Annotated in this window: 16 protein-coding genes; 4 read left to right on the top strand and 12 right to left on the bottom strand. The window is 65.5% G+C overall.

Going from position 1 to position 24,198, the window contains the following annotated elements:
• Nucleotides 1-199: 199 nt before the first annotated feature.
• From AB7245_RS22310 to AB7245_RS22295, 4 genes are read right to left on the bottom strand one after another with little or no spacing between them, the layout of a single operon-like run.
• Entirely contained in the window at nt 200-3,307 is a 3,108-nt protein-coding gene (locus AB7245_RS22310) for an efflux RND transporter permease subunit (protein WP_439034947.1), read from the bottom strand.
• Nucleotides 3,307-6,456 carry an efflux RND transporter permease subunit gene (locus AB7245_RS22305; RefSeq protein ID WP_439034946.1) on the bottom strand — a complete coding sequence of 1,050 codons (3,150 nt, stop codon included), beginning with the start codon at nt 6,454-6,456 and terminating at the stop codon, nt 3,307-3,309. Before AB7245_RS22305 ends, AB7245_RS22310 begins: the two co-directional genes overlap by 1 nt.
• A gap of 36 nt (nt 6,457-6,492) precedes the next feature.
• Entirely contained in the window at nt 6,493-7,881 is a 1,389-nt protein-coding gene (locus tag AB7245_RS22300; RefSeq protein ID WP_439034945.1) for an efflux RND transporter periplasmic adaptor subunit, read from the bottom strand.
• Nucleotides 7,871-9,322, bottom strand: a complete 1,452-nt coding sequence (locus AB7245_RS22295) for an efflux transporter outer membrane subunit (protein WP_223153563.1) — start codon at nt 9,320-9,322, stop codon at nt 7,871-7,873. The genes AB7245_RS22300 and AB7245_RS22295 overlap by 11 nt, the downstream gene beginning before the upstream one ends.
• Nucleotides 9,323-9,958: 636 nt before the next feature.
• On the opposite strand from AB7245_RS22295, the gene AB7245_RS22290 reads away from it, so the two are divergent.
• Nucleotides 9,959-11,188, top strand: a complete 1,230-nt coding sequence (locus tag AB7245_RS22290) for an SAM-dependent methyltransferase (RefSeq protein ID WP_063986386.1) — start codon at nt 9,959-9,961, stop codon at nt 11,186-11,188.
• 95 nt (nt 11,189-11,283) lie between these two features.
• Complete coding sequence (locus AB7245_RS22285) at nt 11,284-12,318, top strand: cysteine synthase A (protein WP_028147612.1); 1,035 nt, start codon at nt 11,284-11,286, stop codon at nt 12,316-12,318.
• Between the two features lie 167 nt (nt 12,319-12,485).
• On the opposite strand, the gene AB7245_RS22280 is transcribed toward AB7245_RS22285, so the two are convergent.
• From AB7245_RS22280 to AB7245_RS22265, 4 genes are read right to left on the bottom strand one after another with little or no spacing between them, the layout of a single operon-like run.
• Entirely contained in the window at nt 12,486-13,223 is a 738-nt protein-coding gene (locus AB7245_RS22280; protein WP_063983419.1) for an amino acid ABC transporter ATP-binding protein, read from the bottom strand.
• 11 nt (nt 13,224-13,234) lie between these two features.
• Nucleotides 13,235-14,755 (bottom strand): amino acid ABC transporter permease, encoded by a 1,521-nt coding sequence (locus tag AB7245_RS22275; RefSeq protein ID WP_439034944.1) that lies wholly within the window; start codon nt 14,753-14,755, stop codon nt 13,235-13,237.
• The gene (locus AB7245_RS22270; RefSeq protein ID WP_439034943.1) at nt 14,752-15,957 is read right to left on the bottom strand and encodes an amino acid ABC transporter permease; all 1,206 of its coding nucleotides are present in this window, start codon (nt 15,955-15,957) and stop codon (nt 14,752-14,754) included. Before AB7245_RS22270 ends, AB7245_RS22275 begins: the two co-directional genes overlap by 4 nt.
• 19 nt (nt 15,958-15,976) lie before the next feature.
• Nucleotides 15,977-16,993, bottom strand: a complete 1,017-nt coding sequence (locus tag AB7245_RS22265) for an amino acid ABC transporter substrate-binding protein (protein WP_208086720.1) — start codon at nt 16,991-16,993, stop codon at nt 15,977-15,979.
• Nucleotides 16,994-17,386: 393 nt separating this feature from the next.
• Between AB7245_RS22265 and metC the strand changes: the two genes are divergently transcribed.
• Together metC and AB7245_RS22255 are read left to right on the top strand one after the other, a co-directional pair.
• A complete protein-coding gene (gene metC, locus AB7245_RS22260) occupies nt 17,387-18,571 on the top strand; it encodes a cystathionine beta-lyase (RefSeq protein ID WP_439034942.1) in 1,185 nt (394 codons plus the stop codon).
• 179 nt (nt 18,572-18,750) lie between these two features.
• Nucleotides 18,751-20,439 carry a Na/Pi cotransporter family protein gene (locus tag AB7245_RS22255; RefSeq protein WP_439034941.1) on the top strand — a complete coding sequence of 563 codons (1,689 nt, stop codon included), beginning with the start codon at nt 18,751-18,753 and terminating at the stop codon, nt 20,437-20,439.
• A gap of 9 nt (nt 20,440-20,448) precedes the next feature.
• On the opposite strand, the gene AB7245_RS22250 is transcribed toward AB7245_RS22255, so the two are convergent.
• The 4 genes from AB7245_RS22250 to AB7245_RS22235 all read right to left on the bottom strand — a co-directional run bounded on the left by AB7245_RS22250 (nt 20,449) and on the right by AB7245_RS22235 (nt 24,175).
• On the bottom strand, nt 20,449-20,787 hold the full coding sequence (locus AB7245_RS22250) for a lipid-A-disaccharide synthase N-terminal domain-containing protein (protein WP_028151722.1): 339 nt from the start codon (nt 20,785-20,787) through the stop codon (nt 20,449-20,451).
• Complete coding sequence (locus AB7245_RS22245; RefSeq protein ID WP_071914140.1) at nt 20,784-21,521, bottom strand: glycosyltransferase family 2 protein; 738 nt, start codon at nt 21,519-21,521, stop codon at nt 20,784-20,786. Before AB7245_RS22245 ends, AB7245_RS22250 begins: the two co-directional genes overlap by 4 nt.
• Before the next feature lie 65 nt (nt 21,522-21,586).
• Nucleotides 21,587-22,432 carry a phosphatase PAP2 family protein gene (locus AB7245_RS22240; protein WP_085401447.1) on the bottom strand — a complete coding sequence of 282 codons (846 nt, stop codon included), beginning with the start codon at nt 22,430-22,432 and terminating at the stop codon, nt 21,587-21,589.
• On the bottom strand, nt 22,433-24,175 hold the full coding sequence (locus tag AB7245_RS22235; RefSeq protein WP_028151725.1) for an ArnT family glycosyltransferase: 1,743 nt from the start codon (nt 24,173-24,175) through the stop codon (nt 22,433-22,435).
• Nucleotides 24,176-24,198: the final 23 nt, after the last annotated feature.

Genomic DNA, 24,198 nt, shown 5'->3' with positions numbered 1-24,198 from the left:
CTCGGGGCGGGATTCCGTTCGAATGCAACAGCTTCGGGCGGCGCGACGAGCGAAGGCTGCGCCCGTCTCCGTTCTGTAACGAGCTTTGTTGACAGAAATGAGAACTAGCAGCTTTTATGAATACAGATGTTAATTTGATAACATCAAATGTTAGGGGATCGAGCCGACTGACGGTGTCGGAACGTGTGCGATACTTCGCCTATTCCGCGGGCGCGGCGAGCGGACGCGGCTCGGAACGGCGGCGCAGGCGGTCGATCAGCAGGTAGATCACGGGCGTCGTGTAGAGCGTCAGGATCTGCGAGACGAACAGGCCGCCGATGATGGTGATGCCGAGCGGACGCCGCAGCTCCGTGCCGGGGCCGGTGGCGATGACCAGCGGAATGCCGGCGAACAGCGCCGCCATGGTCGTCATCAGGATCGGGCGGAAGCGCGCCTGGCAGGCCTCGAAGATCGCCTCCGCCGAGGACAGGCCGCGCTGGCGCTCGGCGTCGAGCGCGAAGTCCACCATCATGATGCCGTTCTTCTTGACGATGCCGATCAACAGGATGATGCCGACGAAGGCGATCACCGTCAGCGGCGTGTTGGTGAGCTGCAAGGCGAGCAGCGCGCCGAGCCCGGCGGATGGCAGCGTCGAGATGATCGTCAGCGGATGGGCGAGGCTCTCATAGAGCACGCCGAGGACGATATACATCGCCACCAGCGCGCCGAGGATCAGCAGCGGCTGGCGGCCGCTGGTCCTGGCGAAATCGCCCGCGTTGCCGTCAAAACTGCCGCGAATGCCTTCCGGCATGTGCAGCTCCTCGATCGCGCGCTGTACGTTCTGGGTCGCGGTCTGGAGCGGCACGTCCGGCATCAGGTTGAACGACACCGTGGTCGAGGGAAACCCCTGCGAATGATAGACCGCCAGCGCAGCGAGCCCGCGCGTCGCGTGTACCACGGCCGACAGCGGCACCTGCGCGTCATTGGCACCGGCGACATAGATGCGATCGAGGTTGGATGGGTCGACCTGGAATTTCGGGTCGATCTCCAGCACGGTCATATACTGGTTGCGCTGAGTGTAGATGATCCCGATCTGCCGCTGCGAAAATGCGTTGTTGAGCGCGTTGTCGATGTCCTGGACCTTGACGCCGAGCGCCGAGGCCTTCTGGCGGTCGATCGAGAGCGTGAGTTGGAGCCCGCCGGGATCGCGGTCGCTCGAAATATCGGTGATGCCCTCGACGCTCTCCATGCGCTTGGCCACGATCGGCGCCCACTTCTGGAGCAGGCTGAGGTCGGTGCTGGTCAGTGTGTACTGGTAGTCGGAATCGCTCTGCCGTCCGCCGGCGCGGACGTCCTGGGCGGCGAACATGAACAGGCGGATGCCGGGCACCGGGTACAGGGCGCGCCTGAGACGGTCGATCACGACCTGCGTCGAGACGTGGTCGCGCTCCTCCGGCGGCTTCAGGCTGATGAACATGGTGCCGCGGTTCGAGGTCGCAGCCCCCGGTCCCCCGCCTCCGCTGCCGACGGTCGAGCCGATCCCGGCCACGGCCGGATCCTGCATCACGATGTCGGCGAGCCGCTGCTGCAGGCCGAGCATGGACTGGAACGAGATGTCGGCCGAGGCGCGCGTCGCGCCGATGACGAAGCCGGAATCGTCGGTCGGGAAATAGCCCTTGGGAACCTTGATGTAGAGCGTCACCGTGAGGCCGATGGTGGCGAAGAACACCAGCAGCGTCAGCAGCGGATATTGCAGCACGGTGCGCAAGCTGCGGGCGTAAAACGCGACCACGCGCGACAGCGAGCCTTCGATCAGCCGATCGAACAGCGTCGCGGTGCCGGACGTGGTCTGCCGGATGTAATGGGCGCAGATCATCGGCGTGACCGTCAGCGACACCAGCGTCGAGACCAGGATCGCGAAGGTCAGCGTCAGCGAGAACTCGCGCAGCAGGCGGCCGACGATGCCGTCCATGAAGATCAACGGCGTGAAAGCCGCGATCAGCGACAGGCTGATCGAGACCACGGTGAACCCGATCTGCCGTGCGCCTACCAGGGCCGCCTGGAGCGGCCGCATGCCATGTTCGAGATTGCGGTACATGTTCTCGATCATGACGATGGCGTCGTCGACCACGAAGCCGACCGAGATCGCCAGCGCCATCAGCGACAGATTGTCGATCGAGAAGCCCGCGACCCACATCCCGGCGCAGGTTCCGGCCAGCGCCAGCGGCACGGAGATGCCGGCCGCGATCGTCGGTGTCAGCCGCCGCAGGAACACGAACACCACGACCATCACGAGGACGGCGGTTGCCAGCAACGTCCACTGCATGTCGAGCACGCTGGCGCGGATCGTGCTGGTGCGATCGACCAGCGTGGAAATATCGACACCCGCCGGGATCCATTGCTTCAGCGCCGGGATCAGCGCCTTCACCCGGTCGACGGTGTCGATGACGTTGGCGTCGCCCTGCTTGGTGATCTGGATCAGCACCGCCGGCTGCTTGTTGAACCAGGCGATCGAGCGAGCATTGCGGACGGAGTCCTCGATGTCGGCGACGTCGGACAGCCGGACGAAATTGCCGTTCGAGCTCTTGATGATAATGTCGCGGAACTCTTTCGCCGTCCGCATCTGCTTGTTCAGCGACAGCGTCTCGCTCTGGCGCTCGCCGTTGAAGATGCCGACGGGACCAAGCGGGTTGGCGTTGATGATCGCGGTCCTGACGTCGTCGGTGGCGATGCCGGCGTTGGACAGTGCGACGGGGTTGAGCTGCACGCGCACCGCCGGCTGGTCGGCGCCGCTCACCGTCACGTCACCGACACCAGGCACCTGCGAGATGCGCTGCGCGAGCACGGTATCGGCGACGTCGTAGATCGCGCTGGCCGACAGCGTCTTCGAGGTCAGCGCCAGCACGAAAACAGGCGCGCCGGCCGTGTTCGCCTTGCGGAAGCGCGGCAGCGTCGGCAGGTCGCTCGGCAGGTCGATCAGCGCGGCGTTGATCGCCGCCTGCACGTCGCGCGCGGCCTTGTCGATGTTGCGGCCGATGTCGAACTGGAGCTGGATGCTGGTCGTGCCGAGCGACGACGTCGAGGTGATCTGGTTGATGCCCGCGATCTCGCCGAGCCGGCGCTCCAATGGCGAGGCCACCGTCGCCGCCATGACGGACGGGTCGGCGCCCGGCCGGCTGGCCGACACGAAGATGGCGGGGAAGTCGACGTTCGGGACCGAGGCGACGGGAAGGAACTCGTAGGCGACGACACCCAGCAGGAACAACCCGATCGACAGCAGCGTGGTCGCGACCGGCCGGCGGATGAACGGCTCCGAGATCGATGCCATCACTGCATCCCCTCGGTCGCGCCCGCGACCGGCGGGCCGCCGGATTCAGCCGGTGGCAGCGCCTGCTCGAGGCGTCGGTTGATGCGGTCGAGCGCCAGGTAGATCACGGGCGTGGTGTAGAGCGTCAGCAGTTGGCTCAGCAGCAGGCCGCCGATGATGGAGATGCCGAGCGGAAAGCGCAGCTCGGCGCCGGTGCCGCTCTCGATTGCGAGCGGCAGCGCGCCGAACAGCGCCGCCAGCGTCGTCATCATGATCGGACGGAAGCGCAAGAGACAGGCCTGCACGATCGCCTCGTTCGGCGACATCCCCTGCCGGCGCTCGGCCTCGAGCGCGAAGTCGATCATCATGATCGCGTTCTTCTTGACGATGCCCATCAGCAGGATAATGCCGATCAGGCCGATCACCGAGAGGTCCTGCCCGCACAGCATCAGCGCCAGGATCGCGCCGACGCCGGCCGAGGGCAGCGTCGACAGGATGGTGATCGGGTGGATGTAGCTCTCATAGAGCACGCCCAGCACGATGTAGATCGTGATCACGGCGGCGAGCAGCAGCCAGGGCTGGCCGGCGAGCGCCTTGGCGAATTCGGCGGCGTCGCCGGCATAGACGCCGACGATGCTGTTGGGCATCTCGATCCGGGTCTCGATCGTCTTCACCGCCTCGACGGCGTCGCCGAGCGCGGCGCCCGGGGCGAGGTTGAAGCTGAGCGAGATCGACGGGAACTGCGCCTGGTGCGAGATCGCGAGCGGCGCCGTGGTGCGCTTCAGCGTCGCCACGGCCGAGAGCGGCACCTGGGCGTTGGGCGCGCCCACGATGCTGCTCGCCGCGCCCGGGAGATACAGCTTCGACAGGATCGAGGGATCGCGCTGGTACATCGGCAGCGCCTCCAGCACCACGCGGTACTGGTTGGCCTGGCCGTAGATTGTCGAGATCTGCCGCTGCGCGAACGCATCGTTGAGCGTGTCGGTGATTCCTTGCAGACTCACGCCGAGCTGTCCGGCCCGGGTCCGGTCCACATCGAGCTGCGCCCGCAGGCCGGCCTCCTGCGCCTCCGAGGAGACGTCGCGGAACAGCGGATCGCGCCGCATCTCGGCAACAAGCTTGCGCGCCCATTCCGACACCAGCGTCGCATCGGTCCCGGTCAGCGTGTACTGGTACTGCGAACGGCTCGACTGGGTCGAGATCTGCACGTCCTGCACCGGCTGGAAATAGACGGTCATGCCGGGGATGGCCGACACCCGTTCCTTCAGCCGGGTCACGACCGCGCTGACGTCGTCGCGCCGCTCGCCGCGCGGCTTCAAGGTCATGACCAGGCGCCCGACATTGGTGGTCGGGTTGACCGAGCCCGCCCCGATCACCGAGACCACGCCGACCACATCAGGATCGGCCTTGATGGCATCGGCCGCCTCGGCCTGACGCTTCTGCATCTCGGCGAACGACACGTCGGGTCCCGCCTCCGTCACCGCCGTGATCGAGGCGGTGTCCTGAAGCGGCAGAAAGCCCTTTGGCGCGACGACGTAGAGGACGAGGGTCGCGACCAGGGTCGCAAATGTCACGAGCAGCGTGGCGCGCTGGCGTTCCAGGACCCAGAGCAGCGTCCGGTGATAGAACTCGACGGTGCTATCGATGAAGCGGCTGATCGCGGCCAATCCCGGCACCGCCAGTTCCTCATGGGCGTGCTTGAGCAGCCGCGAGCACATCATCGGCGTCAGCGTCAGCGAGACCACGGCCGAGGTCACGACCGCGATCGTCAGCGTCAGCGCGAATTCGCGGAACATGCGCCCGACGAGGCCGGACATGAACAGCAGCGGGATGAACACCGCGATCAACGACACCGTCAGCGAGATCACGGTGAAGCCGATTTCGCTGGCCCCCTTCAGCGAGGCCTCCATCGCGCTATCGCCGTTCTCCATGTGGCGGACGATGTTCTCGATCATGACGATGGCGTCGTCGACGACGAAGCCGGTGCCGATGGTGAGCGCCATCAGCGACAGATTGTCGAGGCTGAAGCCGGCGAAATACATGATGCCGAAGCTGGTGATCAGCGACAGCGGCAGCGCGACGCCCGCGATCAGCGTGGCCCGCAGCGAGCGCAGGAACAGCAGCACCACCAGCGTCACCAAGACGACGCTGAGGATCAGGGTGAACTGCACGTCGCGGACCGAGGCGCGGATCGTGACGGTGCGGTCGGAGACGATGGTGAGGTTCACGCCGGCCGGAATGGCGCGCTGGACTTTTGGGATTTCCGCCCGGATCTGGCTGACGACATCAATGACGTTGGCGCCGGGCTGGCGCTGGATGTCGATGATGACCGCCGGCGTGCCCTGGTACCAGCCGCCGGTGCGGTCGTTCTCGAGGCCATCCACGATCTGCGCGACGTCGCCGATCGTGACCGGCGAGCCGTTGCGGTAGGCGATGATAACAGGCTTGTAGGCATCGGCAGCGGCGATCTGGTCGTTGGCGGCGATGATGTAGGATTGCTGCGCACCGTCGAGCGAGCCTTTTGGCCCCGAGACGTTGGCGTTGGCGATCGCGGTGCGCAGATCCTCCATGGCGATGCCATAGGCTGCGAGGCGCGCCAGATCCGCCTGGATGCGCACGGCCGGCTTCAGCCCGCCGAGCACCGAGACGCGCCCGACGCCGGAAATCTGGCTCAGCCGCTGTGCCAGAAGCGTGTCGGCGATGTCGCTCATCGCCCGCAGCGAGATCGTGTCGGAGCGAAGCGCCAGCGTCATCACCGGCGCGTCCGCCGGGTTCACCTTGGCGTAGGTCGGCGGATAGGGCAGCGTCTTGGGCAGCACGCCGGCCGCCGCGTTGATCGCGGCCTGCACGTCCTGGGTCGCGCCGTCGATGTCGCGGTTGAGATCGAACTGAAGCGAGATCTGGCTGACGCCGAACGAGCTCGTCGAGTTCATCGCCGACAGCGACGGGATCTGGCCGAGCTGGCGCTCCAGCGGCGCGGTGATCAGCGAGGCGATCACGTCGGGGCTTGCGCCCGGAAGCTGCGTCGTCACCTGCACGGTCGGGAAGTCGACCTGCGGCAGCGCCGAGACCGGCAGCGAGAAATAGCCGAGCGCGCCCCCGATCAGCAGGGCGATGCCGAGCAGCGAGGTCGCGATCGGCCGGCGGATGAAGGGTTCGGAGACGCCCATGGGATGTGCCTGCCGCTCAGGCGGCTGTTGTCGGGATCATGGCTGCTTGGCTCCAGGTCCCGATGCCCCCGGCCCCGGTGCCGGTCCGGTCTGCCCCTTCTGGTCGCCTTCGCTGCTGCTCCGTTTGGCGCGGTGCTCGCCGTCCTTGCCCTGTCCGTCCTTTTGCCCGTCCTTGGCCTGCCCATCCTTCTTCTGGCCATCCGGGCCGCGCGTGCGCTTGCGCGGGGCGAGATCGGCCGACGGTGTCTGGTCATCGCGGCCGACGACCACCTTGGACCCGTCGGACAGATTGGCAAAGCCCGTCGTGACGACCTTGTCGGTCGGCGACAAGCCGCTGGCAATGACGGCGTCATGCTCGTTCTGCTGGGTCACGGTCACCGGCTTGGCGGAGACGACATTGTCCTCGCCGATGACGTAGCTGAAGGTGCCGATCGGTCCGCGCTGCACCGCCGAGGTCGGCACCACCAGCGCCTGCATCAAGGTCTCGACCTTGAGGCGGACATTGACGAACTGGCCCGGCCAGAGCTGGTAATTGGCGTTGGGGAATTCGGCCTTGAGCTTGAGCGTGCCGGTGGTCTGGTCGACCTGGTTGTCGATGCCGGTGAGCTTGCCGGTGTCGATCACGGTGATGCCGTCATTGCCGAACACGTCGACGGCGAGCGTGCCCTTCGACGCCGCCGCGTTGACGCGCATGATCTGCTGCTGCGGCAGGCTGAACCACACCGCGATCGGCTGCAATTGCGTGATCACCAGGAGGCCCGTGGCGTCGGCGGCGTGGATGATGTTGCCCTGGTCGACCTGGCGCAGGCCGGCGCGGCCCGAAAGCGGCGCCACGATCTTGGTGTAGCTCAACGTCGCCGCCGCATTGTCGATCGCGGCCTGGTCGGCTTTGACCAGCGCCTCGGTCTGCGCGACCGCGGCGCGCTGGGTGTCGGCCTGTTGTTTGGAGCCCGCGTTGGAGGCAGCCAACTGCTCGTAGCGCGTAAGGTCGATGCGCTGGTTGGCGAGCTGCGCCTCGTCCTGCGCTTTCTTGGCGACGGCCTGATCATACGTCGCCTGGTAGAGCGCGGGATCGATCTCGCCGAGCACGTCGCCCTTCTTGACGTCCTGGCCCTCGGTGAATTTCACGGCGATCAGCTTGCCGTCGACCTGCGAGCGCACGGTCACTGTGTTGAGCGCGCGGATCGCACCCACGCCGTCGAGATAGACCGGGACGTCCTGGATGCGGGGTGTCGCCGCCAGCACCGGCACCGGCAGATCGGGCCGCTGGTTGCGGCCATTCGCCTGCTGCGGCTGCTGGTGCCAGACGGTCCAGCCGAAATAGCCGAGCCCGCCAAGGATGGCGAGCGTGATCAGGGTCATGACGAAGCCGCGGCCGCGCGATTTCTTCGCCGCGCCTTCCTTCGTATCCGGCTTAAAGAGCATTGACCGGTTTCTCCATTCGCGGCTCCCAGCCGCCGCCGAGCGCCTGATACAGGCTGACGATGGCGAGAAGCCGTGCGAGTTGGGCCTGCCACAACGCATCTTCGGCCTGAAATAGTGTCTGCTGGACGTTCAGCACAGTCACGATGTCGGCCGTGCCGGCGCGCAATTGCTGCTCGGCGAGATCGAAGGCGCGCTTCGACGAGGTAACGACATCGCGCTGCAATTGTAGCTTGATCGTGGTCTGCTTGATCGAATACAGCGCGTTGTCGACGTCCGCAAACGACTGGATGATGGTCTTGCGGTAGGTCTGGAGCAACTCGTCCTGCCGCGCCTTGGCGAATTCGAAATTGCCGAGGATCTTGCCGCCGTCGAAGATCGGCTGCGTGGCGCTCCCGACGAGCTGGAAGAAGGCCGCATGCGGCTGGAACAGCGAGACCAGCGCCGAGCTCTGATAGCCGCCATTGCCGGTGAGCTGGATGGTCGGAAAGAACTGCGCGCGGGCATTGCCGATGTTCGCGGTCGCCGAGGCGAGCTGTGCCTCCTGGCGGCGGATGTCGGGCCGCTGCGTCAAAAGCTCCGACGGCAGGCCGGGCGTGACGCGCGGGATGGCGATCTTGTTCAGCGAGCCGCCGAGCACGCGGACGCTCTCCGGCGGCCGCGATACCAGCACGGCGAGCGCGTTGACGTTCTGGTCGAGCGTCTGGCGCAGCGGCGGCACCAGCGCCTTCTGGTTGGCGACCACGCTCTCTTGCTGGGCGACGTCGAGATCGGTCCCGGTGCCGGCCTTGCGGCGCTCGCGGATCGCATCGAGGATGCGCTGCGCGCTGGCGATGTTGCTCTGGGCGGTACGCAGGCGATCCTGCGAGGCCAGCACCTGGAAATAGGCGTTGGCGACGCCTGCCAGCGTCGTCAGGGCGACGACGTCACGATCGAAACGGTTGGCATTCGCCGTCTCTTCCGCCGTTTGCAGCGCATCGCGGTTCTGGCCCCAGAAGTCGAGCTGGTAGCTCGCGCTCAGCGACGCCGAATAGTTGACGACTTCGCGGCCGCCGATGGACAGGCCCGAGGCGCTCGAACCCGAGGTGCGTGAATAGGTTTCCGATCCGCCGCCCGACAGGCTCGGCAGCAGCGCTGCGCCCGCCTGCCGCGCCTGGGCGTCGGCCTGGACGATGCGCGAGACCGCGGCGGCGATGTCGAGATTGACGGTCTGCGCCTCCTCCATCAGTTGCGTCAGCTCCGCAGAGCGAAAGCCGCGCCACCAATCCAGCGACGGCGGCGCATCCGGCTTGCCCGCGTATTTGTACTGCGTGGGAACATCGAGTGCGGGATCAGGCAAATCCTGCGTCAGCACGCAGGCGCCTGAACTGGCGGCAAGGCACGCCACGGCAGCCCATCGCGCCGCGCGCGACGTCCGGAACGTAAGGCCGGGAGATCGCCTCATGGCGACCGCAGGACCATCCTGTGTCACATCCACCCCCCGCCGGGCAGATAGATCCGCCACCGCAGAGCCGGATTAACCGATTCGTGGCGGAACGGCCGGGGGCGTTTGTGTAACTCGTTCACAGCCGTGATGCTTTCTGCGGAACCTGAAGTTCATACTAGCGGGGCGCGGAACAGGGGGACAGTCCCGCACCTGCGAAATGCGGCCTCGAATGCGTCGATGTCGAACTCACGCAAATACAAAATATACCTGTGTCACAGGGCTTTTTTGTATTCCAACCTCGCACCGAGGCGCATTCAAGCTTACCAAGATTTCATGTGATATTGCCGCCACGCCGACGCCAGGGCTACCGGTCCCGCCAGGCGCTCCACCGAAACCTGCGCCGCGGCGCACCGCAGCTTCCCCGGCCTTGGCTGAGCGCACGGCGCGCTAGGCCTGCAATCGCACTGTGCACACGGCGGTGGACTGCCGGAGGTACCCCGCCAGCCCCTTGGCGACCGGCGCAGCGCGCACCTATATCATGCGCATGATTCGACGCTGACCGTTTGCGGGGCGCCCTCGGGTCCAGCGATATGAGGCGTATGGGGGCGCCTGGCTCGCGGTCGGAGAGTATCCGTTCAGGTGATGGATCTGCCGATGTCGCATACCATCTCGGTGACGTCAGACACCATAGACACAGTGCTTGCCGATCTGCCGCGCATCGTTCGGCTCGCACTCAGTTTTGGCGCGCGGCTGCGGCGAGGAACGCTCGACGTCACCCTGCCCGACGGACGCGTGATCCGCCTCGGCGGCCAGGAGCCGGGCCCGAATGCGGCGATGCGGCTGCACAATTACGGCTTCGCGTCGCGCCTCATCAACGGCGGCGACATCGGCATCGCGGAGGCCTATCTCGCCGGCGACTGGGATACGCCGGACCTGACGCAATTCCTCTACCTGTTCTGCGTCAACCACGATCTCATCCAGGCCATGCTGAACGACAAGCCGCTGATGCGGTTCGTCCAACTGCTGCAGCACTGGTTCAACCGCAACACCCGCCGCCAGGCGCGGCGCAACATCCATGCCCATTACGACATCGGCAACGCGTTCTATTCGGCCTGGCTCGATCCCGGCATGACCTATTCCTCGGCGCTGTTCGAGGAGAGCACCTCCGATCTCACGGCAGCCCAGACCAACAAATACCGCCGGCTCGCCGAGGCGCTCGACCTGAAGCCGGACCAGACGCTGCTCGAGATCGGCTGCGGTTGGGGCGGCTTCGCCGAGTTCGCCGCAAAGACCTTCGGCACGCGCGTGGTGGGCCTCACGATCTCGACCGAGCAGCGCGATTTTGCGCAGAAGCGCATTCACGAGGCGGGCCTTGCCGACAAGGTCGAGATCCGTCTTCAGGATTATCGCGACGAATGCGACCGCTACGACCGCATCGCCTCGATCGAGATGATCGAGGCCGTCGGCGAGCAGTTCTGGCCGAAATATTTTGCCCAGTTGCGGGACCGGCTGCTGCCCGGCGGCCTCGCCGGCATCCAGGCGATCACCATCCAGGACAGGCTGTTCCAGAGCTACCGGCGCGAGGTGGACTTCATCCAGCGCTACGTCTTTCCCGGCGGCATGCTGCCCTCGCCCGCCGTGCTCAAGTCGCTCGGTGACAGGTTCGGTCTGCCCGTCATTCGCGAGCGCATCTTCGGGCAGGATTATGCCAAGACACTGGCCACCTGGCGGAATAACTTCCAGACGGCCTGGCCGGGCCTCGTGCCGCTCGGCTTCGACGACCGGTTCCGGCGGCTGTGGGAGTATTACCTGTCCTATTGCGAGGCCGGATTCCTGTCCGGGAATATCGACGTCCGGCAAGTCATCTTCGCAAAGCAGCAATAAGGGTTTGCGGGGTCGGCTTGCAAGGGTCGCTTGTAAGGCCCGCCACCCTACTTTAGGGTCGCGCCACCCTATGATCCAGCCGGTAATTGCCTGACATGACCATCAAAAATGACGTTGTCGAAGCCATCGGCAACACCCCGCTCATCAAGCTCAAGCGCGCCTCCGAACTGACCGGCTGCACCATTCTGGGCAAGGCCGAGTTCATGAATCCGGGCCAGTCGGTGAAGGACCGCGCCGGCAAATGGATGATCCTGGAGGCCGAGAAGCGCGGCGAGCTCAAGCCGGGCGGTCTCGTGGTGGAGGCGACCGCCGGCAACACCGGCATCGGCCTCGCGGTCGTGGCGAGCGCGCGCGGCTACCGCACGCTGATCGTGATCCCGGAGACGCAGAGCCAGGAGAAGAAGGATTTTCTTAAGCTGTGCGGCGCCGAGCTGATCGAGGTGCCGGCCCTGCCCTATGCCAATCCCAACAATTATCAGCATGTCGGCCGCCGGCTCGCCGACGAGCTGCGCAAGACCGAGCCCAATGGCGTGCTGTTCGCAGACCAGTGGAACAACCTCGACAATGCGAAGGCGCACTACGAGTCGACGGGCCCCGAGATCTGGGAGCAGACCGGCGGCAAGGTCGACGGCTTCGTCTGCTCGGTCGGCAGCGGCGGCACGCTCGCCGGCGTCAGCCGCTATCTGAAAGAAAAGAACAAGAACGTGAGGATCGCCTGCGCCGATCCGCATGGCGCCGGCATGTTCGAATATTTCCGGAGCGGCGACGCCAAGGCGACGCCGGGCGGCTCGATCACGGAAGGTATCGGCCTCAACCGTGCGACCGCAATCGTCGAGAGCGCCAAGGTGGATGACGCCTATCTCGTTCCCGACGCGGAAGCCGTCACGGTGATCTACGAGCTGCTCCAGCACGAAGGCCTGTGCCTCGGCGGTTCCACCGGCATCAACATCGCCGGCGCGATCCGGCTCGCGAAACAGCTCGGGCCCGGCAAGACCATCGTCACCGTGCTCTGCGATTCCGGCAGCCGCTATCAGTCGAAGCTGTTCAATGCCGACTTCATGCGCGCCAAGAACCTGCCAGTGCCGGAATGGCTGGAGAAGCGCAGCAACATCAAGCCGCCGTTCGTCTAGGCCGGGAGGGTTGCGGCCGCCCGGATTACCAAGTCCGGCTCAAGTTGAGCCAAGCCGCGGTGCCGTAGGGTGGGCAAAGCGTCAGCGTGCCCACCATGCTTGCCAAGATCGCCGAGGGATGGTGGGCACGGCGCGACGCGCCTTTGCCCACCCTACGGCAGCTCGCTTCACCGCAAGATCTGGCTCAAGAACAGCTTGGTGCGGGCGTGCTGGGGAGCGGCGAAGAACTCGTTCGGCGTATTGGCCTCGATGATCTGGCCCGCATCCATGAACACGACGCGGTTGGCGACCTCGCGGGCGAAGCCCATTTCGTGAGTGACGACCAGCATAGTCATGCCCTCCTCGGCGAGGTCGACCATGGTGTCGAGCACTTCCTTGACCATTTCGGGGTCGAGCGCCGAGGTCGGCTCGTCGAACAGCATTACCTTGGGGTTCATCGTCAGCGCGCGTGCGATCGCGACGCGCTGCTGCTGGCCGCCGGACATCTGTCCGGGAAACTTGTTGGCCTGATGCGGGATCTTGACCCGCTCCAGGAATTTCATCGCGTTGACCTCGGCGTCCCTCTTCGGGATATTGCGCACCCAGATCGGCGCCAGCGTGCAGTTCTCCAGCACGGTCAGATGGGGGAACAGGTTGAAGCTCTGGAACACCATGCCGACCTCGCGGCGGACCGCATCGACGTGCTTCAGGTTCGGCCCGAGCTCGATGCCGTCGACGACGATCTCGCCCTCCTGGAATTCCTCGAGCGCGTTGATGCAGCGGATCAACGTCGACTTGCCCGAGCCCGAGGGGCCGCAGATCACGATGCGCTCGCCCTTCTTGACCTCGAGGTCGATGTCGCGCAGCACGTGGAACTCGCCGTACCATTTGTTGAGGCCGGAAATCTTGACGATGGGGTCGGACATGATGACCTCGATCAGTTGCGACGGTGAGCGTTGAGGCGGTGCTCGACGAAGAGCGAGTAGCGCGACATTCCAAAGCAGAAGATGAAGTAGATGATCCCGGCGAAGGCAAAGCCGGTGAACGCGGTCGACGGCGTCGACCATTTCGGATCCGAGAACGACGCCCTGAGCGAGCCCAGCAGGTCGAACAGCGCCACGATCGAGACCAGCGACGTGTCCTTGAACAGCGAGATGAAGCTGTTGACGAGGTTCGGAATGACGTGGCGCAGCGCCTGCGGCAGCACGATCAGCGAGGTCGTCTTCCACCAGGACAGGCCCAGGGCGGCGGCCGCCTCGCCCTGCCCGCGCGGGATCGCGGCCAGCCCGCCGCGGACGTTCTCGGCCTGATAGGCGCCCGTGAATAGCGAAATGCCGATCAGCGCGCGTACCAGACCGTCGACCGTAAAATTGCCCGGCAGAAACAAGGGCAGCATGTAGGTCGCGAAGAACAGCACGGTGATCAGCGGCACGCCGCGCCAGAACTCGATGAAGGCGATCGAGAAGATCCGGATCAGCGGAATGGTCGAGCGGCGGCCGAGCGCCAGCGCGATGCCGATCGGCAGCGAGGTGACGATGCCGGTCACGGAGACCACCAGCGTCACAAGAAGCCCGCCCCACAGATTCGTGGTCACGACCGGCAGGCCGCCGTGATCGAGCCCCATCAGCTTGATCACGACCGCGATGGCGACAAAGGTGGCGATGCTGGATGTCAGCGCCCGGCCGCCGGTGCGAACGCCGCCACCGACGACGAAGGCGATCAGGGAGACGATGGCCGCCGTGATGGCGAAATCGGCCCAGACCGACTGGCCCGTTCCCTGGAGCTGGTCACGCAGCCAGGTCAGCGGAAAGATCAGCCAGTAGATCGCGGTGCCGACCAGCACGATGAGATTGCCGGCCAGCCAGAAGAGCGGTGCGATGGCTGAGGTCTTGGCGAGACTGAGCAGAGCCTGCCCGGCGCCGATGATGCTGTCGTCGAACAATCGCAGCAGGCCGGCCGTCCAGCTCAGGCCAAACCCGGTGATGCCGCCGCCGTGCAACAGAAAGAATGCAACGACTGGAAAGGCGAAGAAGAACAGACCGGCGTTCAGTCCCTTCGCCGGCAGGCGCGGAATGAGCAGCGGCAGAAGCAGAGCCGCCGCCAGGATCAGCGAAAGGTTGACCCGCCAGCGCTCGGCCTCGGGATAGAAGCCGTAGATCAGTTGCGGCAGCTTGGCCTGGATGAAGGGCCAGCAGGCGCCGACCGAAAAGCCGGCATTCTCGGTCAGGCACGCCGTGCGATCCTTGCCGGTCCAGACCGCATCGACCATCAGGAACTTCACGGCAGGAATGACGGTGAACCAGAGCAGCAAGGCGCCGACGATCGTGAGCAAAATGTTGGTCGGCGAATTGAACAGGCGCGTGCGCATCAGGCCGATGAAGCCCGTGGTCTTGACCGGCGCGGGACGCTCAGTGAGCAGGTCCCGGCGGACATAGGCGGACGAGATGATGTCGCTCATGCGCCCAGACTCCGGCTGACGCGCCAACCGTAGACGCTCATGACGGCGCTCGTGAGCAGCGAGATCAGGAGGTAGACGCCCATCGTCATGGCAATGATCTCGATCGCCTGCCCGGTTTGGCTCAGCGACGTGCCGGCGAACACCGACACCAGGTCAGGATAGCCGATCGCGACCGCGAGCGAGGAATTCTTGGTGAGGTTGAGGTACTGGTTGGTCAGCGGCGGCACGATGACGCGCATCGCCTGCGGCACGACGATCAGGCGGAGCGTGGTGCCGCGGCTCAGGCCGAGCGAGGATCCCGCTTCCATCTGACCGGAGTGGACGGACAGGATGCCGGCGCGCACGATCTCGGCGATGAAGGCCGCGGTATAGGTCGACAGCGCCAGCGTCAGCGCCACGAATTCCGGGATGACTCTTGAGCCGCCGGCAAAATTGAACCCCTTGAGCTGCGGCAGCTCGAAGGTGAAGGGCAGGCCGAACACCAGCACGGCCGCGAGCGGCAGCCCGAACAGCAGGCCCAGCACATAGGGCCAGATCCGGATCATCTGACCGCGCTGAAATAGCGCCCGCCGCGCATAGAAGCGCAAAACCAGCGAAGCGACAATGCCGAGGACCAGCATCGCCAGGAATGGCTCGAAGCCGCCCTCACCGATCGGGCGCGGAATGACGAGCCCACGGTTGCTGATGAAGGCGATGCCCAGCAGCGAAATGCTCTGCCGCGGATTGGGCAAGGCCGCGAGAACCGCCAGGTACCAGAACAGGATCTGGAACAGCACCGGCAGATTTCGGCAGATCTCGACATAGATCTCGCCGACGCGCGACAACAGCCAGTTGGGCGACAGCCGGCACAGCGCGACGATGAAGCCGATCACGGTGGCGAAGAAGATGCCCACCACCGAGACCACGAGCGTGTTCAAAAGCCCGACCACGAACACGCGCAGGAATGTGTCCGAGCCGGTGTAGGAGATCAGGGTCTGGTTGACGTCGAAGCCGGCGTTGTTGCGCAGGAAGCCGAAGCCGGCGGCAATGTGCTGGTTTTCGAGGTTGGCCCGGGCGTTGGAGACGATCTCGTAGCCAATCCAGCCCAGGATCGCCGCGAAGGCAAACTGGACGGCGACGCCGTTCCAGCCTGCCTTGCCGCCCAGAACGCGCCTGATCTTCAGCGCGATCTGGGCCGGCGGTTTTCGAGCCTCGGTGCTCATCGCCGCGGATCAGGCGGGATCAGCGGATCGGCGGCGCGTACTGAAGACCGCCCTTATTCCAGAGATTGTTGAGGCCACGGCTGATGCCGAGCGGCGAACCGGCGCCGACGTTGCGGTCGAACACCTCGCCGTAATTGCCGGTGGCCTTCACGATCCGCACCACCCAGTCCTTGGTCAGGCCGAGCTGTTCGCCGAAATTGCCGTCGCTGCCGAGCACGCGCTTCAGCTCCGGATTTTCCAGTTTCGCCTTCTCGTCCACGTTCTTCGAGGTCACGCCGAGCTCTTCGGCGGTAACCATGGCGAACAGCGTCCATTTCACGATGTCGAACCACTGGTCGTCGCCGTGGCGCACCATCGGCCCGAGCGGCTCCTTCGAGATGATTTCGGGGAGCACCATATGGTCGTTGGGATTGGCAAGCTTGAGGCGGTTGGCGTACAGGCCCGACTGGTCGGTGGTGAAGACGTCGCAGCGCCCGGCTTCATAGGCCTTGACGGTCTCGTCGTTGGTGCCGAACGCGATCACCTCGTACTTCATGTTGTTGGCCTTGAAGTAGTCGGCGAGATTCTGCTCGGTGGTGGTGCCGGTCTGGACGCAGACCGAGGCGCTGTTGAGCTCGAGCGCCGAATTCACCTTGAGCGACTTCTTCACCATGAAGCCCTGCCCGTCATAATAGGTGACGCCGGTGAAGTTGGCGCCGAGCGAGGTGTCGCGCGAGATGGTCCAGGTGGTGTTGCGCGAGAGCACGTCGATTTCGCCGGATTGCAGCGCCGTGAAACGATCCTTGGCGGACAACGGCACGTACTTGACCTTGGTCGGATCGTTGAAGATCGCGCCTGCGATCGCGCGGCAGAGGTCGACGTCAAGCCCGGTCCAGTTGCCCTTGTCGTCGGGCGAGGAGAAGCCGGGCAGGCCTTGGCTGACGCCGCAGGACAGCATGCCCCGGTCCTTGATGGTCTTGAGCGTTTGCGCATCGGCGGCCTGGGCGGAGAGGCCGGCGGCGAGAGCGAGAGTGAGAGCCAGAGTTACGCGTTTCATGGGCTGAAGGCCTTTCAAAGTCGTCTCAAGGTCAGGAATGGCGTCTTTGGGATCGTCTCCGCCAGGGCTAGCCGCATCAAGACTAGCCTTGCAAGAGTCATGCTGGAAAACCTTGCCGAACACTCGCCCATCCCGGGAGGCCATACCTTAATCCCCGCCGCAGGCGTCCGCCGTTATGGCTGTGACGCAAGGTCCGGTCAGACGATGGATCGAAGGTCGCGGCAGCCCCTCAACATGCGGCGACTGAATAGCACCCGCGCATCTCAGAACGACTGGCGAGCCGGGTCAAGGGGTTGACGGGACTCTTCTGTGTTCTGTTATTAACGGCAGCGGCCTTCGGCCGGCCCGCGGGCGCGGCGCGCCCGGTGGAAACGCGGTTTTGAAAGCAGACGCATGGATTCCTCGCACCCCTCCCAACAGAACGCCGAAACCCGGCTGGTGACCTCCGGCCGCGACACCAAGGCGCAGAAGGGGTTCGTCAATCCGCCGGTGTTTCACGGTTCGACCGTGCTCTATCCGACCGCCGAGGACCTGCACGCCCATCGCGGCGAGTTCCAGTACGGCCGCCACGGCACCCCCACCACCAGGGCGTTCCAGGAGACGCTGATGGCACTGGAGGGGCCGCAATGCGCCGGCGTCGGCATCGTGCCGTCAGGCCTTTCGGCGATCTCCACCACCCTGCTCTCGGTGCTGAAGACCGGCGACCATCTGCTCGTCTGCGACAACGTCTATCGGCCCTCGCGCAATTTCTGCAACGGCATGCTCGCGCGCCTTGGCATCGAGACCACCTATTTCGATCCGCTGATCGGCGCGGGCATCGACAAGCTGTTCAAGCCCAACACCCGCGCGGTGCTGGTGGAGGCGCCGGGCTCGCAATCGTTCGAGATGCCGGACATCCGCGCCATCGCCGAGGTCGCGCATGCGCGCGATGCGCTCGTCATCGACGACAACACCTGGGCGACGCCGCTCTATCATCGCTCGCTCGACCAGGGTGTCGACATCAGCATGCAGGCCGCCACCAAGTATATCGGCGGCCATTCCGACATCATGTTCGGCACCATCTCGGCCAACGCCAAGGCCTGGCCGCAGATTGCCGAAGGCATCCGCCTGCTCGGCGTCTGCGCCGGCCCTGACGACGTCTTCCTGGCGCTGCGCGGCCTGCGCACGCTGTCGGTACGATTGGCGCAGCATCATCGCTCGGGGCTCGACATGGCGCGCTGGCTCGCGGCCCGACCCGAGGTTGCGCGCGTGCTGCATCCGGCGCTCGAAACCGATCCCGGCCATGCGATCTGGAAGCGCGATTTCACCGGCGCGTCGGGCCTGTTCAGCATCGTGTTGAAGCCGGCGCCGCAGAAGGCCGTCGACACCATGCTCGACACGCTCAAGCTGTTCGGCATGGGCTTCTCCTGGGGCGGCTTCGAGAGCCTCGTGATTCCCTTCGATTGCGACGCCTATCGCACCGCCACGAAGTGGTCGCCGGGCGGCCCGACCCTGCGTCTTCACATCGGCCTCGAAAGCGTCGACGATCTCAAGTCCGATCTCGATCGCGGCTTCGCTGCCCTCAAGGCGGCAATGTAAGCCTGCTCACAAGGCATCGCGCCTCGGGACGCGGCAATCGCGCGCCGGCGGACGCGCAAAACGCGCGCCGCGGGAACGCGCAACCGCCGCAAACGTTAACGCCGATGCGCCAACAAAGGGTTTGAACTGCTGACGTTTGGCGCTAGCCTCACCAGTCGACTCCAATCCGGACGCGGAGCATGGGAACGTTGGTTCTGCTCGATCTGATGGGCGGCGTGGCGCTGTTGCTGTGGGGCCTGCACATGGTCCACAGCGGGATTCTGCGTGCCTTCGGCCCGGACCTACGGCGGCTGCTCGGCAAGGCGCTCGGCAACCGATTCAACGCGTTCGCTGCCGGGCTAGGCCTCACCGCGCTGCTCCAGAGCAGCACGGCGACGGCGCTGATCACCAGCTCATTCGCGGCAGAAGGCCTGGTCAGCCTGGCCGCCGCGCTCGCCATCATGCTGGGAGCCAATGTCGGCACGACGCTGATCGTGCAGGTGCTGTCGTTCAACATCGCAGCCGTTGCGCCTGTCCTGTTCGTGCTCGGGCTCGTCGCCTTCCGCTCCGGCCCACGGTCGCGGATCAAGGATATCGGCCGCGTCTTCATCGGGCTCGGCTTGATGCTGCTGTCGCTGCACATCCTGCTCGACACGCTGGCTCCGGCGGAGAACGCGCCGGGTGTTCGCGTCATGATGTCGGCGATCACGGGCGATCCCGTGCTCTGCATCGTCATCGCCGCGCTCGTCACCTGGGCGGTGCATTCGAGCGTCGCCAGCGTGCTGCTGATCATGTCGCTGGCCTATTCGCAGTTCATCACGCCTTACGCAGCCCTCGCGCTGGTGTTGGGGGCCAATCTCGGCAGCGCCATTAATCCCGTGTTCGAGGGCGCCCGGCGCGACGATCCCGCGAGCTACCGCCTGCCGCTCGGCAATCTCGCCAACCGCGTGATCGGGATCGCGCTGGTGCTGCCCTTCCTGAGTGGGATCGCCGAGCACATGCACGCCTGGCAGCCCGATCTCGCCAGGATGACGGCGGCCTTCCACATCGCCTTCAACGTGGGCACGGCCGTCATCTTCATCGGCCTACTCGACATCATGTCCCGGCTCCTGACCCGGCTGCTGCCTGATCGCGTCCGGGAGGACGATCCGGCCCGGCCGCGCTATCTCGACGAGAGCGCGCTGGAGACGCCGTCACTGGCGCTCGCCGACGCCGCGCGCGAGACCTTGCGCATGGGCGATCTGGTCGAGGTCATGCTGCGCAAGGTGATGGCGGCGATGATGACCGGCGACCGTGCGCTGGTCGACCAGGTCACGAAGATGGACAATGTCGTCGACAGCCTCGACGAAGCCATCAAGCTCTATGTGACGAAGCTGATGCGGGGCAGCCTCGACGAGAGCGAGGGCCGGCGCGCGATGGAGATCATCTCCTTCGCCATCAACCTCGAGCATATCGGCGACATCATCGACAAGAGCCTGAGCGAGCTCGCGACCAAGAAGATCAAGCGCCGCTTTCAGTTCTCGGTCGAGGGCGCCGAGGAGCTCGCCGCCTTCCACAAGCGCACGATGGACTCGCTGCGGATCGCCTTCGGCGTCTTCATGTCGGGCGATGCCAACGAAGCGCGCAAGCTGCTGGTGGAGAAGACCACGCTGAAGAACACCGAGCTCGCCGCCGTCGAGCGTCATCTCGACCGCCTGCGCGAGGGCCGCCCCGAGACCATCGAGACCACCTCGCTGCATCTGGACGTGCTGCGCGACCTGCGCCGCATCCACTCGCATATCTGCTCGGTCGCCTATCCCGTGCTCGATGCCGCCGGCGAGCCTTATCGCAGGAGTGAGGCGGATACCGCCCTGCCCGCCTCCGGCGCGGCCTCGGCGTTACCGCGCTAGCGGCGCATCTCAGCGTTCCAGCGTTCTTGAGGCGCGGCCGCGGTTCTTGATGATCAGCATGATGTTGCGGACATAGATGATGGTCGCGAGCGCCTGTCCGAGGATGATGACGGGTTCGCGCTTCACGACGCCATAGACCAGCGTCATCAACCCGCCGCCCATCGAGCAGAACCAGAACGCCATCGGCACCACGCTGTTGCCGGCCCGCTCGCTCGCGATCCACTGTACCAGGAAGCGCGCGGTGAAGAACAGCTGCGCGACGAGGCCGAACGCCAGCCAGAAATCGAACTTGGCGACGAAGACGTCGTAGAGATAGTTATTCAACGCCTGACCGTATTGGATGATCATGCCTTCACCTCAGTCACATCTGGTGTCGGCTTCTTGCGGCGGATCAGCCACCACACGCCGACGAGATCCATGATGCCGATCCACAGCCGGTCGAAGAAACCATAGTTTGACACGCCGGAACGGCGCGGCCGGTCGATCACGTCGACATAGGCGATCTCGTAGCCCTCGCGGCGCACCAGCGCCGGCAGGAAGCGATGCAGCCCGTCGAAATAGGGCATCATCAGGAACACGTCGCGCCGGAACGCCTTCAGGCCGCAACCGGTATCGCGCGTTCCGTCCTTCAGGATAGCATTGCGGACGCCGTTCGCCACGCGCGACTGGAATTTCTTGAAGCCGGTATCCTTGCGTCCGACACGCTGACCGGCAGCGAGACCGACGCGCCCCGCCCCCTTCTCGACCGCCGCGATCAGGTCCGGCAGGAAGGCGGGATTGTTCTGCCCGTCGCCGTCGAGCGTCGCCACGATTGTGCCGCGCGCCGCGCGCACGCCACTGCGCACTGCTGCCGACTGGCCGCCTGATCTGGCATGGCGAAGCTGCCGGAGATTGTCCCGCTGCTGCATGATCGCGCCGAGCCGTTCGCCGGTCGCGTCCGTCGAGCCGTCGTTGACGTAGATGATTTCATAGGCCCAGCGGCCGTCGAGCGCCGCGCCGATCTCCTCGATCAGCGGCGCGATGTTGTCGGCTTCGTTGCGCACGGGAACGACGATGGAAACCGAAGGCTGGGACGACGACAAATCGAAAGCTCGTGGTTGGAATTGGCCTGCCCCGGGGAACCGGCGGTCCCGGCAGGCAGCCGCTTTTATGGGGCGGATGCCCCGTGGGCAACCCTTTTGAGGCGGCCCGAGACCGCCCCTGCAAGAGGCACAATGGTGCCGTCGGCGCGGATGGCAAAGCCGAGCCTCCGGGCCGCGAACCAGTAGCGCACTGCCATGGCGCCGACCATGCCGACCAGAGCGCCGGCGACGACGTCGCTCGGATGATGCGCGAGCAGCACCAGCCGGGTCAGCAGGATCACGATTGCGTAAGTGAACATGAACACGCGCAGGCGCGGCCACAGTGCCGAGACCGCAAACGCCAGCGCAAACGCCGTCACCGCATGACCCGACGGCAGGCTGGCATAAGCCCCCGTTCCCTCTAACGGGATGAAGTTGAACGGATCGGCCTTGCCGCTCACGAACGGACGTCCGCGACCGATGAGATATTTCAGGATCTCGGCAACGAACACGGACAGGGCGACAGACAGAAACATGAACTGCAGCCGCGTACCGAGGCCGAGCAGCAACCCACGACGGGTGCCGTGCAATCCCGCTGCAACGAGCGCCAGGAGCACCAGCGTCCCCCCGAGCACCGAGAGCACATACTCGTCCTTGCCGAAATCGGTGAGGATGCGGATCGGCCACAGGCTCGGCGTGCCACGCACCGGCATCAGCTGGATCTCGGTCTGATCGAACGCGAGCATCAGCACGATAATCAAGGCCGCACCGGCCGCGCTGAGCCACAGCGAATGCCGCGCCAGCTTTCGCGCGGCTTCGGCGCGGCATGAATGCGAAGGCGTACGGACGAGTTGCGCCAGGGCACGGCCCGACACCGCGAGCAATTGCGCGGGATAGCCCGGGCGCGGCGTGATGTCGGCTGGCGCCGGCATCTACTCAGTGCCTTCCGAGCGGAAGATCGAGATCGAGATCGCGCGCCCTTGCGAGAAATTATAGCCGTCGATGCGCGTACCGACCTTGTAGCGCAACCCGATCGCCTCGGCGCGCTGCACGAAGCTGCGCTCCGAGCGCTGCTCGATCAGCGCGAAGCGACAGCTCCCCTGCCGCAGGAAATCCGCCGCGCCAGAGCCGTCGGTCAGCAGCGTCTGCGTGCCCGTCAGGAACACGAGGCTCGGCTCGTGATATCCGGCAGCGGCTGCCTTCGGCCCGACGCAGGTGACGTTGCGAAGCGCGCGTGCGATCTCGATGCTCGGAAACAGCGGGGTCAGCGACGGCAGCACGATGCCGTAGACCACGACCGCGAGCATCAGCGCTGCGACCAGCGCGTTGAGCAGCGAGCGCTCGGCGCGATTGGTGTCGAACAGCCACCAGGCGAACAGACCGAAAATGAGCGAGGCCGCAATGAACGGCCAGGCCACGAACGCCGGTTGCCGCGTCAGCATGACCGCGCCGACCACGGCGATGATCGAGGCGGCAGCGGGAATCGCGAACCACCAGGCCGAGCCGCGCGCGAGCCACGAGCGCGACAGGACGTTGCGCTCCAGCGCACCGACGGTGAGGATCGCGATCGCCGGATACAGCGGCAGCACGTAATGCGGCAGCTTGGTCAGCACCGCCTCGAACACGATCCAAGACGGGATCAGCCAGGCCAGCAGGAACTGCGCGCCGGGCTCGCGCCGGGCCCGCCACACCGCCGGCGCCGCCATCGCCGCAAGCGGCGCGCCCGGCCAGAACGTGATCCAGAACAGCGCCAAATACAGTCCGGGCGGCGCGCCATGGGATTCCTGGGCGCCGATTTTGCTCAGCATGTCGCCGCCGACGGAATCGGCGAAGAAGGCATCGCCAGCGCGCCAGAAGATCGCGACGAACCAGGGCAGCACCAGCACCAGCATCCACATCAGGCCCCAGAGCGGACGCAGCTTCCACAGCCACGAGGCATCGCGGTCCTGGATCGCGAGCGCGACGATGGTGAGGCCTGCGAACATCAGGATCAGCGGACCCTTGATCAGGATGCCGACCGCGAGCGCGGTCCAGAAGATCGCGGGCCAGCTCCACGGCGGATGGGTCTCATCCTCGGCGCGCTGCCACGACAGATAGGCGCGCGACATTGCGCCCATCGCGGCGGTCACGCAGAACAGCAGCATCGCATCGGTTTTCGCCAGCCGCGCCTCGACGCCGAGCAGCACGGAGGCACACATCAGGAGCGCGGCAAGCACAGCGGCGCGCCGCGTGACGAAGCCGAGCGCGGCCCAATAGGTCATCAGCACGGCGCCGATGGCGCCGATCAGCGACGGCAGCCGGTACACCCAGATCCGCAATTCGGCCTTCGGCAGCTTGAGCGCTGATGCGGCTTCAACTGCGGCCGATTGCAACCAGTAGATGCCGACCGGCTTCTTGTAGCGGACGTCTTCCTGAAAACGGATGTCGACATAATCGCCGCTCTCGACCATCTGCTTGGTGGCCTGCGCGAAGCGCGCCTCGTCGCGGTCAACAGGCGGAATCGTGAAGAAGCCCGGCAGGAACAGCAGCAGCGCACACAGCAGCAGGAAGCCGACTGCGCGGGCGTGACTGGCCGTGGCGTAGTCCAGCATAAGCACGAGCCGGCTGCCCGGATTCACGGGCGCTTTCGGCTCGCGGGGTGCTCCAAAACGGGGGCTGGGATAGGTCTCGGCCATTGGTTCCGCTTACGCTGAAACCG

Source organism: Bradyrhizobium sp. 604_D8_N2_3 (assembly GCF_051810765.1).
Lineage (GTDB): Bacteria > Pseudomonadota > Alphaproteobacteria > Rhizobiales > Xanthobacteraceae > Bradyrhizobium > Bradyrhizobium barranii.
The sequence above is the reverse complement of the archived record's forward strand: the minus strand, read 5'-3'. Positions and strand labels throughout refer to the sequence as shown.

Coding starts and splice junctions, on each gene's coding strand:
- AB7245_RS22310 (WP_439034947.1), bottom strand. CDS start 3,307: ATGGCATCGATCTCGGAGCCGTTCATCCGCCGGCCGGTCGCGACCACG.
- AB7245_RS22305 (WP_439034946.1), bottom strand. CDS start 6,456: ATGGGCGTCTCCGAACCCTTCATCCGCCGGCCGATCGCGACCTCGCTG.
- AB7245_RS22300 (WP_439034945.1), bottom strand. CDS start 7,881: ATGCTCTTTAAGCCGGATACGAAGGAAGGCGCGGCGAAGAAATCGCGC.
- AB7245_RS22295 (WP_223153563.1), bottom strand. CDS start 9,322: ATGAGGCGATCTCCCGGCCTTACGTTCCGGACGTCGCGCGCGGCGCGA.
- AB7245_RS22290 (WP_063986386.1), top strand. CDS start 9,959: ATGTCGCATACCATCTCGGTGACGTCAGACACCATAGACACAGTGCTT.
- AB7245_RS22285 (WP_028147612.1), top strand. CDS start 11,284: ATGACCATCAAAAATGACGTTGTCGAAGCCATCGGCAACACCCCGCTC.
- AB7245_RS22280 (WP_063983419.1), bottom strand. CDS start 13,223: ATGTCCGACCCCATCGTCAAGATTTCCGGCCTCAACAAATGGTACGGC.
- AB7245_RS22275 (WP_439034944.1), bottom strand. CDS start 14,755: ATGAGCGACATCATCTCGTCCGCCTATGTCCGCCGGGACCTGCTCACT.
- AB7245_RS22270 (WP_439034943.1), bottom strand. CDS start 15,957: ATGAGCACCGAGGCTCGAAAACCGCCGGCCCAGATCGCGCTGAAGATC.
- AB7245_RS22265 (WP_208086720.1), bottom strand. CDS start 16,993: ATGAAACGCGTAACTCTGGCTCTCACTCTCGCTCTCGCCGCCGGCCTC.
- metC (WP_439034942.1), top strand. CDS start 17,387: ATGGATTCCTCGCACCCCTCCCAACAGAACGCCGAAACCCGGCTGGTG.
- AB7245_RS22255 (WP_439034941.1), top strand. CDS start 18,751: ATGGGAACGTTGGTTCTGCTCGATCTGATGGGCGGCGTGGCGCTGTTG.
- AB7245_RS22250 (WP_028151722.1), bottom strand. CDS start 20,787: ATGATCATCCAATACGGTCAGGCGTTGAATAACTATCTCTACGACGTC.
- AB7245_RS22240 (WP_085401447.1), bottom strand. CDS start 22,432: ATGCCGGCGCCAGCCGACATCACGCCGCGCCCGGGCTATCCCGCGCAA.
- AB7245_RS22235 (WP_028151725.1), bottom strand. CDS start 24,175: ATGGCCGAGACCTATCCCAGCCCCCGTTTTGGAGCACCCCGCGAGCCG.